18 protein-coding genes are annotated in these 18,024 nt (G+C 36.2%); 9 read left to right on the top strand and 9 right to left on the bottom strand.

The genetic code is table 11. The features are described from left to right. Nucleotides 1-7 precede the first annotated feature (7 nt). Nucleotides 8-2,848, bottom strand: coding sequence for a carboxypeptidase regulatory-like domain-containing protein (locus P164_RS16150; protein ID WP_028377361.1), 2,841 nt, complete (start codon nucleotides 2,846-2,848; stop codon nucleotides 8-10). An 85-nt stretch (nucleotides 2,849-2,933) separates the two neighbouring features. On the opposite strand from P164_RS16150, the gene P164_RS16155 reads away from it, so the two are divergent. Further along, the gene (locus P164_RS16155; RefSeq protein ID WP_028377362.1) at nucleotides 2,934-3,995 is read left to right on the top strand and encodes an endonuclease; all 1,062 of its coding nucleotides are present in this window, start codon (nucleotides 2,934-2,936) and stop codon (nucleotides 3,993-3,995) included. Here P164_RS16155 and P164_RS16160 read toward each other — a convergent pair. Together P164_RS16160 and P164_RS16165 are read right to left on the bottom strand one after the other, a co-directional pair. Continuing rightward, a complete protein-coding gene (locus tag P164_RS16160) occupies nucleotides 3,992-5,008 on the bottom strand; it encodes a YihY/virulence factor BrkB family protein (RefSeq protein ID WP_051621387.1) in 1,017 nt (338 codons plus the stop codon). The genes P164_RS16155 and P164_RS16160 overlap by 4 nt on opposite strands. Continuing rightward, the gene (locus P164_RS16165; protein WP_028377364.1) at nucleotides 5,001-5,450 is read right to left on the bottom strand and encodes a hypothetical protein; all 450 of its coding nucleotides are present in this window, start codon (nucleotides 5,448-5,450) and stop codon (nucleotides 5,001-5,003) included. The genes P164_RS16160 and P164_RS16165 overlap by 8 nt, the downstream gene beginning before the upstream one ends. A gap of 140 nt (nucleotides 5,451-5,590) precedes the next feature. Between P164_RS16165 and P164_RS16170 the strand changes: the two genes are divergently transcribed. From P164_RS16170 to P164_RS16185, 4 genes are all read left to right on the top strand, one after another. Further along, a complete protein-coding gene (locus P164_RS16170) occupies nucleotides 5,591-6,175 on the top strand; it encodes a HupE/UreJ family protein (RefSeq protein WP_028377365.1) in 585 nt (194 codons plus the stop codon). Nucleotides 6,176-6,260: 85 nt separating this feature from the next. Further along, the gene (locus P164_RS16175; protein WP_028377366.1) at nucleotides 6,261-6,701 is read left to right on the top strand and encodes a deoxycytidylate deaminase; all 441 of its coding nucleotides are present in this window, start codon (nucleotides 6,261-6,263) and stop codon (nucleotides 6,699-6,701) included. Then, on the top strand, nucleotides 6,701-8,290 hold the full coding sequence (locus P164_RS16180) for a S41 family peptidase (protein ID WP_028377367.1): 1,590 nt from the start codon (nucleotides 6,701-6,703) through the stop codon (nucleotides 8,288-8,290). The genes P164_RS16175 and P164_RS16180 overlap by 1 nt, the downstream gene beginning before the upstream one ends. Beyond that, nucleotides 8,290-8,583 carry a hypothetical protein gene (locus P164_RS16185; protein ID WP_028377368.1) on the top strand — a complete coding sequence of 98 codons (294 nt, stop codon included), beginning with the start codon at nucleotides 8,290-8,292 and terminating at the stop codon, nucleotides 8,581-8,583. The genes P164_RS16180 and P164_RS16185 overlap by 1 nt, the downstream gene beginning before the upstream one ends. Here the strand turns inward: P164_RS16185 and P164_RS16190 are convergent. Beyond that, on the bottom strand, nucleotides 8,578-8,781 hold the full coding sequence (locus P164_RS16190) for a hypothetical protein (protein ID WP_028377369.1): 204 nt from the start codon (nucleotides 8,779-8,781) through the stop codon (nucleotides 8,578-8,580). The genes P164_RS16185 and P164_RS16190 overlap by 6 nt on opposite strands. A 10-nt stretch (nucleotides 8,782-8,791) precedes the next feature. After that, nucleotides 8,792-9,364, bottom strand: coding sequence for a MarC family protein (locus P164_RS16195; RefSeq protein WP_028377370.1), 573 nt, complete (start codon nucleotides 9,362-9,364; stop codon nucleotides 8,792-8,794). Nucleotides 9,365-9,479: 115 nt separating this feature from the next. On the opposite strand from P164_RS16195, the gene P164_RS16200 reads away from it, so the two are divergent. Both P164_RS16200 and P164_RS16205 read left to right on the top strand, forming a co-directional pair. Beyond that, the gene (locus P164_RS16200; RefSeq protein ID WP_028377371.1) at nucleotides 9,480-10,052 is read left to right on the top strand and encodes a DUF3109 family protein; all 573 of its coding nucleotides are present in this window, start codon (nucleotides 9,480-9,482) and stop codon (nucleotides 10,050-10,052) included. Beyond that, nucleotides 10,052-11,188 (top strand): methionine aminotransferase, encoded by a 1,137-nt coding sequence (locus P164_RS16205; RefSeq protein ID WP_028377372.1) that lies wholly within the window; start codon nucleotides 10,052-10,054, stop codon nucleotides 11,186-11,188. Before P164_RS16200 ends, P164_RS16205 begins: the two co-directional genes overlap by 1 nt. 31 nt (nucleotides 11,189-11,219) lie before the next feature. Here the strand turns inward: P164_RS16205 and P164_RS16210 are convergent, their stop codons facing one another. After that, complete coding sequence (locus P164_RS16210; protein WP_028377373.1) at nucleotides 11,220-13,391, bottom strand: FUSC family protein; 2,172 nt, start codon at nucleotides 13,389-13,391, stop codon at nucleotides 11,220-11,222. A gap of 50 nt (nucleotides 13,392-13,441) precedes the next feature. Next, nucleotides 13,442-13,951, bottom strand: coding sequence for a DUF1440 domain-containing protein (locus P164_RS16215; protein WP_028377374.1), 510 nt, complete (start codon nucleotides 13,949-13,951; stop codon nucleotides 13,442-13,444). Nucleotides 13,952-14,411: 460 nt separating this feature from the next. Here P164_RS16215 and P164_RS16220 point away from each other — a divergent pair, with 460 nt between their 5' ends. Then, the gene (locus P164_RS16220; RefSeq protein WP_028377375.1) at nucleotides 14,412-14,876 is read left to right on the top strand and encodes an ankyrin repeat domain-containing protein; all 465 of its coding nucleotides are present in this window, start codon (nucleotides 14,412-14,414) and stop codon (nucleotides 14,874-14,876) included. Nucleotide 14,877: 1 nt separating this feature from the next. Further along, entirely contained in the window at nucleotides 14,878-15,453 is a 576-nt protein-coding gene (locus P164_RS16225; protein ID WP_028377376.1) for a hypothetical protein, read from the top strand. On the opposite strand, the gene P164_RS16230 is transcribed toward P164_RS16225, so the two are convergent. Both P164_RS16230 and P164_RS16235 read right to left on the bottom strand, forming a co-directional pair. Next, entirely contained in the window at nucleotides 15,445-16,107 is a 663-nt protein-coding gene (locus P164_RS16230; protein WP_028377377.1) for a PolC-type DNA polymerase III, read from the bottom strand. The two genes, P164_RS16225 and P164_RS16230, sit on opposite strands and share 9 nt — an antisense overlap. 3 nt (nucleotides 16,108-16,110) lie before the next feature. Beyond that, on the bottom strand, nucleotides 16,111-18,021 hold the full coding sequence (locus tag P164_RS16235; RefSeq protein ID WP_028377378.1) for a DUF294 nucleotidyltransferase-like domain-containing protein: 1,911 nt from the start codon (nucleotides 18,019-18,021) through the stop codon (nucleotides 16,111-16,113). Nucleotides 18,022-18,024 lie beyond the last annotated feature (3 nt).

Consider the following 18,024-nt stretch of genomic DNA (forward strand, 5'->3'; position numbering starts at 1 on the left):
AAATTCTTTAAAAGCGTACATAGAGATTTGCATAAATAGTTGCGCCATAACCTAGAAAATAGCGGTTTCCAAAGAGGGGCTGCTCTCGTTCTTTTTCTTCTTGTAAACCCCTGTAGTCGGCGATACGTGAATCTTCAAAACCACCGGTCTTGTATTTAGTATTTAGCGCATTATTAATAGTTGCAAAAAAGCCAATTGAACGCCCTTTTACTAGCCAGGATTTACCACCTACAATATTTAGCAAATAATACGAGCCTATTTTTTCCTGAATGAGTAGGTCTCTCGCAATTGCAGGATCAAAATCATTAAACGGGAGACCGTCATAATCTGTAGAAAATGCTCCTGATCTGCGTAGGTTACTCACATCTATATATGCATTTGAAAATCTGTTAATGCTTGCGCCAAGCCACCAGAAATCGGGATCTCTGTAGTCAAAACCAAGTTGTATGGCTTGCTCTGGGCCACCAGATACGTGGTAATTCTTGAGTTTTACTGTGCCGTCGCCAAATGTAATTTTGTTATTTGCGAGTGTTGTTGTGTAATAAACATCTGGGTTGTTTGTAAATGTATTTTGAGATAGGGCAGCAGCTGTTTTAAAGGTTAGAGTGGGTAGGATTTTATATTCAATACCCAGTTCAAGACCTATATTTCTTCTCGAAATATTAGTAGTTACTTCCTGAACCAGTGCATTGCCTTGCTCAATTAAGGGGCTTTGTAGTGACTGTGTATAGAAAAATGAAAGTTCGCTTCCGTTAGCAAAATCAAGATAATAACCGGTGAGTTTTGCTTTGAGTAATGCACTGCGATAGACATAACTTGCATCAAGGTTGAGAAGTTTCTCTGCGGAAGCATCTTCTATTACAGCATTGTTTTGTCGTGAATTTGTAAATACTGTGTTAGATGGAAGTTCAAGTGATTGTAAACCTGCATTGAAAAGCGCAAAATGCTTTCCTGAAAATTTATAGGTAAATCCACCTTTTAAGCCATAGGTTGTAAAGTTAATCTCCGAACTTTTGCCTAAAGATGCCTCGCCGGGATAATAGCCATTTTCATACAACCCATTACGTTGATAGTTTACCGTGCCTGCCTGTAATGCAGTATAAAAATCAATGTGTTTAAAAGTGGCCTGTAGTTGTGTAAATCCAGATGCTTTAAATGCAGAAATATCAAAATTGTATTTGTAGCGATCTCCTTCCCGTACAATTCGATTCCTGTTATTTAAGTCGGTTTGTGCGAGGTTACCTCCTGTAGAAGCATCATCTTCAGCAAAATTATCTATATCAAGCCAGGTGTTTCCACCTAATAAATCTTCTAGTTGTGCATAGTTTGAACTTTTGAGTGTTGAAACAGAGGCACCTGCTGTAAGCTTAAAATGTTCAGAAAAATTACTATTTAAGATACTTGACGCCTGTACAAAGCTGTCTTTATTTACATCATTTTGTACAGCATAAATACTGTTTAAACCGGCATTTGTAGCAATCGTATTTGCAGCATACAATTGAGACCAGTCTAGCTGGCCATCGTTTGTAAATGCTTCTTGAGCGAGATAGGCATTTTGATAATTTGCAGCCGTAGGATTGGGAAATCTAAGAAAGTAGCTGGGTAAATTTTGATAGTAATTGGGTGCAGGGTTGCGGGCCCCGCCTATAAAACTTTCCTGACCTTCAGAGCTCGTGATTAGCGTACTTCCTGTATAATCAATACGTGAATTTTTAGTTGTTCCACGTTGATAAGCGAGATTTGTGCTTAATGTAGTTTTATCGCTTAGAGACCATTCATGACTTAAAATAAAAATAGGTTCCTCAATCTCACGCATACGGGAATTTCTAATTTTTCCGTTTTGTAATCCCCAGTTAGGGTTGTAGTCGTTACCTTTTAAATCAATTACCTCTTGGGTAAGGGCAGTACTTCTTCCTCTACGGTTAGGTGTATAAAAAGCAACCAGATTTATGCGGTGATTTTGAGTTAGTTTCTTTTCAATACTTAAAAATATCGAGTTAGCTTCATACGAAGTTCCTTTTATAGCTCCCTTGGCACCAAATCTTCTGGAGCCTAAAATTGTAAATGCCCAACCCTTTGTACTTAATCCGCTGCTGTAGCTCCCCATAACTCTGCCGGTGTAGGTTCGGTTTGCATAAGCATAAGATACTCGCCCACCGCGTCTGTATTGGGAAGCATGCATATTAAAATGAAGTACACCTGCGGGAGCGCCAAAACTATATTCACTAGGTTGAATACCTAAACTAAATTCTCTGTTGCGCATCACGTCATTAAGACCTCCCCAGTTACCCCACTGTGGTCTGCCGGTATTTATCTTATTTAATTCTATGCCATTGATAAGAACCTTACTGTATTTACTATCGAGACCACGCGGTCGAAAAAATGTTGAACTAAAGTCATAAGCAGCAGCGTTGCTAAAAGCATCATTGGTAGCACCTAAAAGTCCTGAAATAATATTGTCTTGTTGCTCTTCATCGCTGTTGAGTTCAGTTTCTGTTAGACTTATACGATCTAGTTCTTCATTTAGTTCTTTAAGATCAATTTCTAAAGGAATATAAAACAGGTTAAGTTCTTTACCTCCTTCTAGCGTTATAGGTAGTATAAGTGTTTTATATCCTGCTTTACTAAGAACTAATTGTTGCTTCCCGTCTAGCGTTACACCTTCTAATATAAACGCACCATCGCCCGTAGTCGTAATACTGAATTTAGAATTTTTTAAAGTCACGAGAACTTCCGGAATACTGGTCGCTGTAGTTGCATCTCTAACGTTTCCATATATGGTATATTCTTGAGAAGATAATTTATACCCGTAAATAACTAATAAATAGACAAATACTAATGTTCGCAATTTTTAAAAAGCACATATTTATGTCGCGCCGGTAAACCTAATATATTAATTAATTATATCTTAATGTCTTGATAATAGATGTGTTATGCAAAAAATTCGATTAAAAGTAATAATTACGGTATTCTGTCTTTGTTCAATTATTAATTATGCCCAAAAAGCTCGTGATTATCAATTAGTAACTGTTGCATTTTATAATCTTGAAAACTTATTTGATACCATAAACGATCCTGTGACATTTGATGATGATCGTACTCCAGAGGGTAAAGATCGCTGGACATTAGCTATTTATCATGATAAATTGGGTAAAATGGCTGAGGTTATTAAACAGATAGGTCCTGACAATTCTAAAATGCCACCTGTGATATTAGGCGTATCAGAAATAGAAAACCGAAAAGTTTTAGAAGATTTAGTAGTTCAGTCGTCACTTTTACCCTGGGATTATGGCATTGTACATTATGACTCTCCCGATCGTAGGGGTGTAGATACAGGACTTCTATACCAAAAGAAATATTTTCAACCTATAAGCAGTAGTGCGCACGAACTCTTGCTTTATGATCCAGAAAACAATAATGAACGTATTTACACGCGTGATCAATTACTGGTAACAGGTTTACTCGCGGGTGAAAAAGTTCATATTATCGTAAATCACTGGCCTTCGAGAAGTGGAGGAGAGGCCAGGTCACAACCCAGGCGAGAAGCTGCAGCTTATTTAAATAAGAAAATTATAGATTCTATACGTTCTAAAGAACCCTATGCGAAGATTATTACAATGGGCGATTTAAATGATGATCCAAAAAATAGCAGTGTAAAATCTATTTTAGGAGCTAAAGGAAGTTTAAAAAAATTAGGATTGCAGGATCTTTATAACCCTATGGAGGCTTTTGCTAAAAAGGGATTGGGTACGCTTGCGTATCGGGATGGGTGGAATCTCTTTGATCAAATAATACTTACTTCGGCCTGGTTTTCTAAAGACTATGGGTCATTCCAGTTTTATAAAGCCGGAATTTTTAATAAGAAATTTTTGCAAACACCTTCAGGTCCTTACAATGGCTATCCTTTTAGAAGTTTTGCAAACGGAAGTTATACCGGTGGTTACAGCGATCATTTTCCTGTTTATGTTAGCTTAATACGAGAATACGCTAATTAAGAATTAGTTTTCTTTTTTTGTGGTGTCTCAGGGTTGTTAATGAGCTTTATGGCATCTTTTTTATCTTGATCCAAGAGCTTTTTTTTTTCATTTAAAGCGGCGATTACATCTTCATGTGCAAGCTTAGCATGTTTATTGGGTACAATCTTATGTCTTTTAATTAAGGCATATTGAACCGTTATTTGCGCACCAAAAAATAAAATTAAACAGGTATAATTTACCCATAGAAGTATTAGAACAATTGAAGCTGCGCCACCATAAACTGAAGCGGGATTGCTACTTGTAAAATAATAACCTAATAAACTTTCACCTATTAAGAACAATATTGCGGTAATACCTGCTCCCAGTAAGGTCGTTTTATACGTCATAATTACATCAGGCAAAATTTTGAACATTGCAGCAAATAATCCAGTTATAAATATAAACGAGATTAGAAGTCTTAAGATTTCGGCAAAGACTACAGTGATTTCTGGAGCATACTGACTTAGATATTCAGTAAGTAGATTAAGGCCCAGAGTTACCACAAAAGCAACAAGAAGCATAAAGCCAAGAACCAGCACCATCCCAAAGGCAATAGCACGGTTGATAAGCATTCGTTTAAAATTCTGCTTTTTCTCAGTAACATTCCAGATCATATTCATAGTAATCTTCATCTGAAAAAATACTCCAGTAGCACCATAAATAAGGGCCGCTATGCTTATGATAAGGGTAATCCAATTGTCATTTTCTAGTGTAACATTACCTATCATATCTTCAATCGCAATTGCTACATCTTTAGATATAAAACGCGCAATTTCTGTATGTATGCGTCCTTGAACCGCTTCTGCACCTACAAAATAACTTGCGATAGAGGTAACAATCATTAGTAATGATGGTAGAGAGAAAAGCGTGTAGTAAGCTATGATAGCACTGCGGGCAAAAGGATCTGTACGGTCCCAGGCAAAATAGGTTTTCTTTAAAAAAGCAAAAAGAAACAACCCCCTTTTTACAATAGGATTTTTAGGATTATTCATCTTTTAAAAAGGGTTTTATTACGTAATTGAGATCCTGTACCGCGGTTTTACCCAAGTCTATAGTTTCATTAATTTCTGTGCTTTTACGTGTAAGTTGTGGGATCACAAAATCTGTATTTGCAGCAGGTAAGGCTTCCTGCGAAATTTCGAATTGTTTTTTGCAGGTAGCTGCTATTTTAGAATAATCATTGAGCGAGATATTTAATTCAAGATGATATCCCTGATCTTTAATGCCGTCTATAGTATTCTCTGCGGAAGCGGGATCGTAAATTAATTTATTTGGAGAAATACGGTATGTATTTCCTTCAGTGTCTAAATACGTGTATACCGGCAAATTAGCATCAACATTCTGGGTCAGATTTGTTAATCCTGGTGTAGCACCACAGCTCATTAAAAGCATAGTGTTTAGTATAAATATAGAAAACAAGCTGATTCTTTGCATAACTTGGTCTTTTTTGAAAAATTTAAATTACGAAAGCTGCAATTTTTGTTATTTCTGTTTAGGCTTAGTTTAACGTTTTACTCATCAACTTTCAGAAATAGTTGTAGTTTTGAGTAAATACAAAATTATCCCCTTCCCTTATGTCAGATTTTTGGTTTTATTTTAATATAGGTCTTGAACATGTACTAGACTATAAAGCTTACGATCACGTATTATTTCTAATTGTTCTTACTGTACCCTACATATTTAGTGATTGGCGTCGTGTTTTGCTACTTGTTACGCTGTTTACCTTAGGACATACCATTTCTTTATTATTAGCCGTCTATGGAGTTGTTAAAGTAGATCGTGGCTTTATTGAATTTTTAATACCCGTAACCATTTTTATTACTGCTTTGTACAATGTGTTTACAGCAGGTAAAGGAGCTAAAAAAGATAAGTTAGGAGTTTTGTTAATCACCGCATTATTTTTCGGTCTTATACACGGTCTGGGATTCTCTTCATTTTTTAAATCATTAACGGCACACTTATCAAGTAGATTATTACCGTTAGCAGAATTTGCTCTGGGTATAGAATGTGCACAGATAATTATCGTCTTAATTGTCTTAATTATAGGGTTTATTTGTCAAACTATTTTTAGATTTTCTCGCAGAGATTGGATGATGTTTATTTCTGCTGTAGTAATAGGTATGGTAATCCCAATGCTTATAGCAAATTATCCGTGGTAAAGTGTTTTTTTACAGATTATAAGCGGTGTAAGTTTTTTATCTTCGCTCACCATTAACTGCCTTCAAATGTTTAGTAAGCTAACATATGTCTTCAATATCTTCAGATAAACAACTTACTTATGATATTGCTTATTTGCGAATGGCTCGTGAATGGGCAAAACTTTCTTACTGTAAAAGAAAACAAGTGGGAGCGCTTATCGTTAAAGATAAGATGATAATATCAGACGGCTATAACGGTACACCTACGGGATTTGAGAATGTCTGCGAAGATGATGAAGGGTATACTAAGTGGTATGTGCTTCATGCAGAAGCAAATGCAATTTTGAAAGTAGCCTCTTCTACACAGGCTTGTGCAGGAGCGACACTATACATCACGCTTTCTCCGTGTACAGAATGTAGTAAACTAATTCATCAGGCAGGTATTACGCGCGTGGTGTATCATATGGGATATAAAGATCCTAGTGGACTCGATTTTTTAGTGCGGGCAGGTGTTGAGGTAGAGTGTATAGAAAATATTGAAGAATAATGGGAGGCTACAAAAAAAAATACCTTCCTATATTTTTTGCTGTAGCAGTTGCGATAGGCATATTTATAGGAAGTAAGCTTAATTACAGCAGTAATACTACAAGTCTTCTGGGAGGTAATGCCAAGAAAGAAAAATTAAACCGACTTATAGATTATATAGATTACGAGTACGTAGATTCAATAAATACAGATAGTATTGTTGATGTTACTGTAAATAGTATTTTAGAAAATCTTGACCCACATTCCGTATACATACCGCCTAGCGAACTGGAGCGTGTTAATGAAAGCATGAAAGGTGATTTTGTGGGTATTGGTGTTAGTTTTTACAATTACAACGATTCTATAACAGTTAGTTACACACTTCCCGGAGGTCCCAGCGAAAAAGCCGGAATAAAAGGCGGAGACCGTATCATTGCAGCAGATAACAAACCACTTACCGGAGCTAATTTAATAGACGATTCTATAACATCACAGCTAAAGGGAAAAATAAATACGCAGGTTAATCTTAAAGTGAAACGGCCTGGCGTAAAAGATCTAATAGATTTTAAAGTAAAACGCGCAACAGTTGCTCTAAAAAGTGTAGATGCGTACTATATGCTAACCGACACTTTAGGCTATGTTAAAATAAATCGTTTTGCCGAGAGTACACCTGCCGAATTTAAAAATGCTTTAAATACGCTAAAGCGAAAAGGTGCCAGTCAAATAATTTTAGACTTACGCGATAACCCGGGAGGTTATATTTCTGCCGCAGAACAAGTGGCAGATCAATTTTTAGCAGATGACAAGCTTATCTTATTTACAAAAAATAAAACCGGAAAAATCGAAAAAGCATTTACTTCTGATGACGGCGTCTTTCAGGAAGGGCGAGTATATGTTTTAATTAATGAAAATTCTGCCTCAGCGAGTGAGATTGTTGCGGGAGCATTACAGGATAATGACCGTGGCGATATTGTAGGCAGACGCTCTTTTGGTAAAGGTCTTGTACAACGGGAAATGGAGCTTGGTGACGGCAGTGCAGTACGCTTAACAATTGCCAGATATTACACACCTACTGGCAGAAGCATACAGCGTCCCTATGGAGAAGGTAATAAAGCATATTATGAAGATTACCTTTCTCGATACAAGAACGGCGAGATGCAAAGTATAGATAGTATAAGTATAGCAGATAGTTTGCGATATGTAACTCCTAAGGGCAAAGTGGTTTATGGTGGTGGTGGTATCATACCAGATATTTTTATACCTAAAGATACTAACTACGAGAAAGAAGCCATAAATTATGCATTGCGCACTGGTTTTATGAACCGATTTGTATTTGAATTGCTAGAGAAAAATAGACCGTATTATAATAAACTTACCTATAAGCAATTTAATGAAGAGGTGGTTATCTCAGACGCTAACATTTTAGAATTTGTAAATTATACCGGTAAGCGAGATTTAAAAATAAGAGTAAGAGATTATAAAGAAGATTTAAAGCGCTATATTAAAGCTGTATTTGCGCAGCAACTTTTTGGAAATACTATCTTTGAGAAATTAATAAACGAAGAAGATGCTGCTATTCAAAAGATTAAAGAATTAAGCAGAGAGGAATAATGGTAATAATCGCGTCTATATTTGTGTTTTGTATTGCTGCAATTTTTAGATTGTTAGACAACAGTGCGGGTATTCTTATCTCAAACGGAATATCTGTAAGTCCGTTTTACTTAACCGAATCTGAGGTTAAAAAACAATTAGATAAAATTGAAGATAGCACACTTCGTAAGCAGCTTAAACGCACTTTAATTTATCAAAAGTTGCACAAGATTTTCCTGGTGCTTTCTATAATTACATTTATTGGGGGTATTATATACGAGTTTATAAATCCTACCCTTGTTGAACTTTTATGAACTACGCTTTTTCTTTTCTACAATTTTTCTGGAGATAAGTAATATCACAAGTAATAATATAGCACAAAGGCAAGCAAGTACAGAAATCACTGCGACAGAACTATTACCATCTAGAGGAGCTGCATAATCTATTTTTGAGAAGTTAAAAATAAGTAATGCACTTGCAAGGCCTAAAATAATATATAGAGCAATTTTCATAAAAAGGGGTTTAAAAAAGTCCTTGAATATTTGTTGTAAACAGCTTTACAGCCATCGCTAACAAAATTACGCCAAAGATTTTTCGAATAAGACTAATTCCTTGTTTTCCTAGCAATTTCCCTATTTTTCCTGAAGATTTTAAGACTAAATACACAAAAAGGCAATTAATCACAATCGCTACAATTATATTCTGAACTGCATATTCTGCACGCAATGATAATAAAGATGTCATAGTACCTGCGCCGGCAACAAGTGGGAAGGCCAAGGGAACAATACTCGCGGTTTCTGGAGCATCATCTTTATAAAGCTGAATGCCTAAAATCATTTCGAGAGCAATAAAAAAGATGATAAAAGCACCTGCAACTGCAAAAGAATTTACATCAATGCCAATAAGTTTTAAAATTTCTTTTCCTAAAAATAAAAAAACAACCATAAGAATAGCAGCAACTATAGAAGCCTTTTCACTTTGAATATGCCCTACTTTTTCACGCAATCCTACGATAATAGGAATGCTTCCTATGATATCTATAATTGCAAAAAGAATCATACTTGCTGTTGCGATTTCTTTAAAATCAAACCCCATAATCTAAAATTTTTTAAAAGGTCGGCAAAAGTACAGTTATTTGTATGATTTTCAGGTGTTATTGCCTAGAGATTTAACTCATTGTTAACCTCGGCAAATATGTATCTTTGCAGCTATGTTTCAGATAGGAAAAACCATAGTTTCAGAAGAGGTCATTCAAAAAGATTTTGTGTGTAATCTCTCATCGTGTAAAGGCGAGTGTTGTATTGCCGGTGAGGCGGGAGCTCCTTTAGAGCCGCAAGAGGTAGAGATTTTAAAAAATATCTATCCTAAAGTAAAGCCTTTTTTACGTCCCGAAGGCATTGCTGCTATAGAACAACAGGGTACTCATATTACTACAGATCTTGATGAACTTGAAACGCCGCTGGTAAACGGTGCAGAATGTGCATATGTGACGTTTACTAAAGAAGGTGTCGCTTCCTGTGGTATAGAAGACGCCTACAACGCAGGCGAAGTAGATTTTAGAAAACCTATTTCATGCCATTTATATCCTGTGCGTTTGCAGGAGTATTCTAAGTTTACGGCTGTAAATTATCATAAATGGCCTATTTGTGATGATGCGTGCAGCTTAGGAAAAGAGCTTCAGGTTCCTGTTTATAAATTTACTAAAGATGCCCTTATACGTAAATTTGGCACCGAGTGGTATGAGGAGTTAGAAGCTGTTGCGGCACATTTTAGAAAAGAATAATGCAAAGCAAATTACCTAACTCGACCCTCTCTATTTTTGCTGTTATGAGCAAAATGGCGGCAGAATATGATGCGCTCAATCTTTCACAGGGTTTTCCTGATTTTGAGACCGATCCTGTTCTTATCGAGTTGGTTACAAAAGCAATGCGAGATGGTTTTAATCAATATGCGCCACTTGCGGGAGATTTAGGCTTACGCGAAAGAGTTTCAGAAATGATTGAAACGTTGAGGGGTAAATCATACAATCCGCAAACTGAAGTGACTATTACTGTAGGTGCTTCTGAAGCTTTATTTGCGGCCATCACGGCATTTGTGCATCCCGGTGACGAAGTAATTGTACTCAAACCTGCATACGATACGTATGAGCCTACAATACAATTACAAGGAGGCAAGCCGGTAACAGTACAATTAAAAGCTCCTTATGATCAAGTAGATTGGGATGAGGTAGCGGCTAGTATTACTTCAAAAACACGAATGATTATTATCAACAATCCACATAACCCAAGCGGAATGGTGTATTCTGAAAGTGATCTCAAACGTCTACAGGAAATCCTGGAAGGTACTTCCATTTTAGTTTTAAGCGATGAAGTTTATGAGCATATTGTTTTTGACGAGAAAAAACATCAGAGTGTTGCATCCTATCCGGGTCTGGCAGCACGTTCTTTAATCACTGCTTCTTTTGGTAAAACTTTTCACACTACCGGGTGGAAGATAGGCTATTGCCTTGCTCCTGAGAATTTGATGCGCGAATTTCAGAAAGTTCATCAGAACACAGTTTTCTGCGTAAGTCACCCTATGCAAAAAGCAATTGCAGCGTATCTTAAAAATCCTGACAATTATTTGAATCTTTCAGGTTTCTACGAGCGTAAGAGAGATTTATTTCTTGATGGAATTAAAGATTCTCGATTTAATTTTAAACCTGCGATGGGGACGTATTTTCAAATGCTAGATTATAGTGCAATCTCTCAGGAAAACGCAAAACTTTTCGCCGAAAGGCTTACAAAAGAGAAGGGAATTGCCAGTATTCCAGTTTCTGTATTTAATGTAAATCAACAGGACGGTCAACTCCTTCGTTTTTGTTTTGCAAAGTCAGACGAAACGCTTTTGAAAGCGACTACAATTTTAAAGAGTTTATAATTCTCCAGTTTATATCAAATCGCTTACATTTTTATGTATGTAGCGCTTTAAGCTGCTTATTAAAGTCTTCACTTAATTTTTTGAGCCATTTTAGCTGTTCTGTAAGAATATGCGCTTCGTGAAGTTCTTTATTTATATAAATTGAAGGTACAGGTACTTCTAGTTCTTTAGAGGTATCTGGTAGTGTACCAGTAGTAGATTTGTTTTCTAGAACTGCAATTGCAGTATCTAAATTTTGAAAAATAGGATTTTTATATTTACTAAACACATCATCTATATGGGTAGTGTTGTGATTGCGTAAATAAGCACCTATAGATGCAAGTGCACCTAAAAAAGCGTGATTTAGTACAACCAGTTCATACAGTTTACCCGTGAGTTTTCCTGTTGCACCAGGTTCTTGTAGTAGGCGCTGTATGGCAGCATTTACTGTAGCTGTTGCTAAAAAAGCTTTTTTGCGAGCTAGTTTGTAATGTGTTTCAATTTGTTTTTTAGTCTCATAATGTGATGATATTACTTGCAGATAATTACGGTTTGTCCTTAGGCTTTCGGCTAAATTAAATTTGAGGCTTTTTGCTTCTCGGGTTGGCCATAAAAAGGCACTGGCCAGCGCTGTAAGCGCTGCTCCCAGGCTGGTATCAAGCACACGGAATTGTATAACTGCCAGGATATCTGGTCGCAATAACGCGTAAGCAAAAATGATACTTAGCGTAATAAAGAATGCCCCGGTACGGTAATTTTTTTGTAGCGATGCGTGAGCCATTATAAAACTAAGTACAGCAAGTATTCTAAAAAGTGTATTATCTCTAAATACATATACTATGCCTGTCGCCAACGCTGCCCCAAGTAAAGTGCCTATAATTCTGTTTTTTGATCGCTCTTTTGTAAGGCCGTAGCTGGGACGCATTATTACAATTATAGTAAGCAAAATCCAGTAGGGGTTTTGAACTTCAAAAAAGTTACCCAGACCAAATCCTAAGACTGCAATAAAAGCAATACGCAATGCATGCTTAAAAATAGGGGAGTCCTTATTTAGATTGTCAAGCAGAATTTGAAAACTATAATCCTGTTTAGTGACAAAACCTTCGAGGTCGTTTAAATTTGCTGAATTTGTGTTTTTTATTATTTTATTACGATCTAATATTTGCGCAATGTTTATGATGCGTTGAGTTTGATTTTCCTGAAGCTCATACAGGTTATGTAGTATTATATCATCTTCGGTAGAGGCAGTAGGGGCTTTGTAGTTATCGATTTTATTTTTAGTTTCTTTTAAAGCAGCTCTAAGTGCATTTAAGTCTACTTTATTTTTTTTGAGATCGGTATGAGCAATCTTTCGTAAGGTTTCTGTTTGTGCTTTATTTAGGTTTACAAATGCATATAACTGCTGAGGATATTTCTTAAGAATTTCGTGCATTCTCGCAGGCGGAATAGGGCTCGTCAGGGATAATTCTAATAGATCTACAAGCTCTCCCAATACTAAAAATCGCTTTCGATAATAGCTTGAAGTTCCTGAAGCATGTCTGCTATCTAATAAGATTTCCCTGAGTTTCTCGAGATGGTCATTAAAATCACTTTGTACAGTAAAAAGTTTTTTTAAGCCGGTATCACGATCTATGCTTTGGCGTAAAAATTGACCACGAGCTTCAATATATCGTGAGCTTAACTCAATAGCAGTTTCCAGTAATTCTTCGGTTTGTTTTTTTGGAGCTAGTACATCATAAAGCAGGGTTAATAGTAGATAGAGAATACCACCCAGCCCTATAAGGAGGGAGCGTTCATAAGGAGGCATTCCTGATGATGATAAGTTTGCAAAACTTAAAACAAGGGCAAATAATCCCGAAAACCCTACGAGAGAGGCTCTAAAACCATACACTGCAATAAAAGCCAGTGCAAATGTCATTATACCTAAGTAAGGCAATTGTATCCAATAAATATCTGGAATGTAGGCGCCAATAAAACTAACCAGCGTTGCAATTAATGAAGAGAGTAGAATTCCTATACGTTTATTCTTTAAGCTACCACTTACCGAACTTGGGGAGCTTAAAAGAACACCAGTTCCTATGGCAATTCCCAGACCTAAATAATCAAGGTAATAACCTACTAAAATAGGCGTTACCACACCGATGGTCACTAAAATAGCCTTTGCAAAGTCTGTACTTTTTGCAAAGGCTATTGAAGAATTGTAATGCTGCTGGAATCTAAACATTCAGCAATTTAGAATGATTTTTTAGCTTATAATGTGCATTTTGCAATTTTTTAATCACGCAATTTTCGGGCAATGAGACCGCGTACTACTTCTGTTGTGATTCCAAATGCTACGTGAGCAATTAGCTCATTAATTTGAATATTTAATGGGATATCTTTTGGGCTTTCTTTTAAACCCAAAAGCGGTAACGAAGTTTCGTGTGTTCCTATCCACGTTGTAGCACCGTAGGCGACTCCTTCAAAAATATTAGTCTCCATTTTATCGCGTTTTGCATAACCATAGGTTGCGCCTAAACTTGCTCCAAAAGGTATGTTGACCAGTTGTTCTGCAAGCTCGTGATTTGTGGTACTAATGCGATCTCCGGTAATTTTTACAGACAAATCATCAACCATTTTCAACTGCGCAGAGCGTGTGTTTGGTTTTCTAACTGGTAGTACTTTTTCTATGGCACTCTTAACTACAGTCCCTGCAATACCTCCTAACAATCCGGAGATAAGGCCACGACTTACATTAGAAGTGAACGAATCTTTTTCTAACCAGGCTTCAAATGAGTTACTCATAATTATAAATTTGATCTAAAGTTAAAAGTTCCTTGCGATGTGAAGTAAGGTTTAACATCGCTTTGACAAGATTTAAAACTCCCTTAAGTTTTTAAGAATTGAGTATTTAGGAAAGATTATTATTTCGATTTTAATTATTTACATATTTTCTAACAGTTTTACCTGTATTCAATAGATATATTTGAATAAAATTTTGATTATTCTGAACAATTTTTTACTCCAATTCAGATATATTTAGGTCGAAGGAAGCTTCTCATTTGAAATTACTAAGATGCGAGTTTATGTCGTAAATGTGACTATCTTATAGGCTTTGACTTTATGTACTATTTACATCGGTAACAATAATATGCTACTTTAGAAATTATGGAAATAGAGGAGTATTAAATTGAAGGATAGGCAAATAAGAACTTAAAAACCCGGTTAAGGCTATTTTTTATAATAAATACATTATTTTAACATTATGAACTCAGAGTTATTATTTGATACCATACGATTAGGAAACGATCAAAAAGTGCAGGAACTTTTAGAGAACAATCCTGAATTAATTGCTGCAACAGATCAGCGAGGTTCAACGGCTTTAGTACTTGCAACCTACTACGGATTTGAAAAAGTTACTGAAGTACTTGTAGCACACAATGCCGATTTAAATGCAAAGGATGCTTCTGGGAATACAGCACTTATGGGTATTTGTTTTAAGGGCTATCCTAAAATCGCTAAGATTCTTATAGATAATGGAGCAGATGTAAATGCCCAAAATTCAAATGGAGGAACCGCCTTAATTTATGCGGCAACATTCAATCAAAAAGAATTAGTAGAAATGCTAATTGCAAATGGAGCAGATCCTTCAATTAAAGATTCTAAAGGTTTAACCGCAAAAGATCACGCAAAAATGCAAGGCCTTGATCAAATAGAGCAATTGCTATGATATGTTAGACAATCGTACAATTTTAAATGATTTGCATTGTGTGCGTTTTAGAAACTCTGGTTTTAAACGCACAATGGTGCTTTCGCCTGCAGCAGAAAAATCATTTAATAGGTTTCTTATAGATTCTTTAGGACAAAATGTGTTCCTCATAAGTACGGCCTTAGGACTGGATATCTATTATTGCAGTCCTAGTAGTAAAACCGATTTTATTGTCAAAAACCTCTGGATATTTCAAGGTGACACACCAAATTTAAACACACAAATCGTTCAGGAGCATCACGATGTCAACGTCATTAAATATTTCTACATCGTTGTAGATACGCTTATTAAACACCCGCAGTTATTTTTATCTACCTGCAAGAAGTTTACAACACAATATCAAAGTACGCTTATAAAAAACCGACTGCTTACATTATTATATTCTGCTTTTGAAAGCCATTTACACGAATTAATTGCACAAAATAAGTTGCCCTATATTAATAAAGTAGAAAAATTAATGCGTGAGGTGTATGTGCCTAATTTTGAAAATTTAAATGGGTTAAGTTCTATTCATTTACAACACAATAATTTAAATTAAAATATCTTTCAACGTAATTTTCTTAGATGCCCTAAGTCTGTTCTGGATTTTAAGAAAAGCTAAAGCGGTAATAAACGCATCTCCCATAGCTTTATGACGGTCATTTTTAGAAATATTGAGTTCTTCGCAGAGTTCATCCAAACTATAAACTTTATCAGGGTTTGTAATGTTTACAAGGTGTACGCTTCGTTTAAAAAGTATGCCGGTATCTGTAAACCTATTTTTAAGCTTAGGGGCTCCTAATCGTTTTAGAGCATAATTTATTATAGCGATGTCAAAACCTACGTGATGGCCTACTAATACAGCGTTGCCTATAAATTCTAAAAATAATTTTACGGTCTCTTCTTCAGAAATTTTAATCTGATTTCTATGTTGACGTAGAATCCCGTGAATGGCAACCGCTTCTTCATTAAATATCTCTTGTGATACGTACACCTCAAGACTTTTAGTTAGTTGAATCTGATTACTTTTTATTTCTAAAGCTCCCAGGCTTAGCATCCTGTCTTTACGTGCATTTATTCCGGTTGTTTCAGTATCAAAAACTACAAAGCGGGTATCTTCAATAGTAGAAGGGGTAGCTTCTGAAAACGCTTTGGCATAGGTTTTATAGAATTCTGGCGGGTCTGGTTTTTTGTCGAAAAAGGGAATACGCATAGTTTATTTGAGTTGGTAGCGTATGGTGAGTAATTCTTGAATGTCATGTATAGATTTAAAGCAACGTTTCAGCTTTAGTTTTTCGGCTTTGCTTAAGGTTGCAAGTTCTATAAACCTTCCGGAGTCATCGTGTAAAATACCTTGTCTGGTTCTAAATTTCAACAGTGCTTTAAAGGCATACGAACAGTTTTCGTATATCTCTTTATTATTATCTTCAACTTCGGCAAGACGTTCAAAACGTCCTGCAGTGTTGTTAATATTCCGCAGTTTATGCTGTAAACTTAAAACGCGTGCTGCATCTATTAAGGGCATAAGCGCTCGTGCTTTAATATCAAAGAAATCTTTATGATCTCCACTTTCTTCAACCAGAAATTGTCTAAAAAAACCGAGTGGTGACGGACTTCTTATGGCGTCTTTTGCCATTACCCTATAAAAATTTGTATTGCGATCTAGTGTTTGTAAAATACTGTCTGAAAGTTTAGTGACTAGTAATGTGTCGCCATAAACATAACTGTAATCAAAGAATATTGCAGAAAGTAATTGACTTTCTGGTGATGGCTCTAAAATCCATATGTTAAATTGTTTTTGCCACTCTGATAGCGACTGGCACCACCGTGGGTTACTTGCCATCATATCTGCGGGACAATAAGCGTATCCCACTTTGTGCATTGCTCTGGTAATGTGTCGTGCTAATTGAATAAAATAGGCCTGTGTTTGCTCATAATCTTCTTTAGGAACATCGTCAAACACTATTGCGTTGTCTTGATCTGTATATAAAAGCTGTTCTTTTCGCCCCTGACTACCTAAAGCCAACCACGCAAACTTACATGGCGGTGGCGTTTCCATTTTTGCAAGTGCAAGTTCGATTGCACGTACCGCTATAGCGTAATTAATCTCATTTAAAATATTAAGAATTTGCGATAACGGAAGATTTTGATCCAGGTATTTTTTGAGGAGTTGTGCTACTCGCAGGCGTACTTCGCGCAATCTCTTAGTACGTTTTGCAAGTTTTACTTCTTTAAGTAAAACAACAGGATTGTTAGCAAAAGAGACGACTACATCGTGCTCAGATAACAACCCCAGAAGTTTAGTATCTGGAGTGCCATCTTCGGTAATACACAAATGGTTTATGTCATTTCTAAGCATAATAAGCTGTGCCTGCGATACGCTAAGATCTTTTTGAAAACAGCGTACAGGAGCGCTCATAATCGAAGTGACCTCATCTGAAATAGGAAATTTACCGGTAGCAATCTTATCTCTCAAATCGCGATTAGTTATAATACCTAAAGGTTTGTCATCTTCAACAACAACTATAGAACCTACACCGCGATGTTCCATTTTTAAAGCAGCAATTTTAATGGTTGTTTCAGGTGGACAGGTCAAAATATTTTTTGAATAGCGGGCTTTCTGAAGATCAAAAATCTCACTATTGCGCTCAACAGAATACTCAGTAAAAAGCTTTCCGCTTTCTTCTAAAGAATAGGGGTCGCTCACATTTGAAGCAAACGAAGCGATTAAAAAATTGCTTACATCTTTATGCTCTAATGCTATGGGTAAAAATAAATCTATAGGAATACCATACAGAATTGACTCTTCATTTGCAGATGCAGAAAGCTCATAATCTTCTTTAGTGATTAATGGCCTTAGGCCAAAAAGGTCACCCTCGTCGCAAATATCAACGATTTTAGGCTCATTGTCCTGTGTTCTATACAGGCGTACCGCACCATCTTTAACCACATAAAACATTCCGTGGTTTTTCTCGTGCTCTTTAAATATAGATTTATTTTTTTCAAAATACAGCACGCTTACCTGACCAGCTATGGTAAGTAAACTTTCGGCCTCCAAAAACTGAAACGGCGGATACCGTTTTAAAAAATCTGCTACCCGCTCTGCTATTGTATTTTTAGTAGTCATTCT

Origin of the sequence: Leeuwenhoekiella sp. MAR_2009_132, assembly GCF_000687915.1 — a bacterium.
GTDB lineage: Bacteria > Bacteroidota > Bacteroidia > Flavobacteriales > Flavobacteriaceae > Leeuwenhoekiella.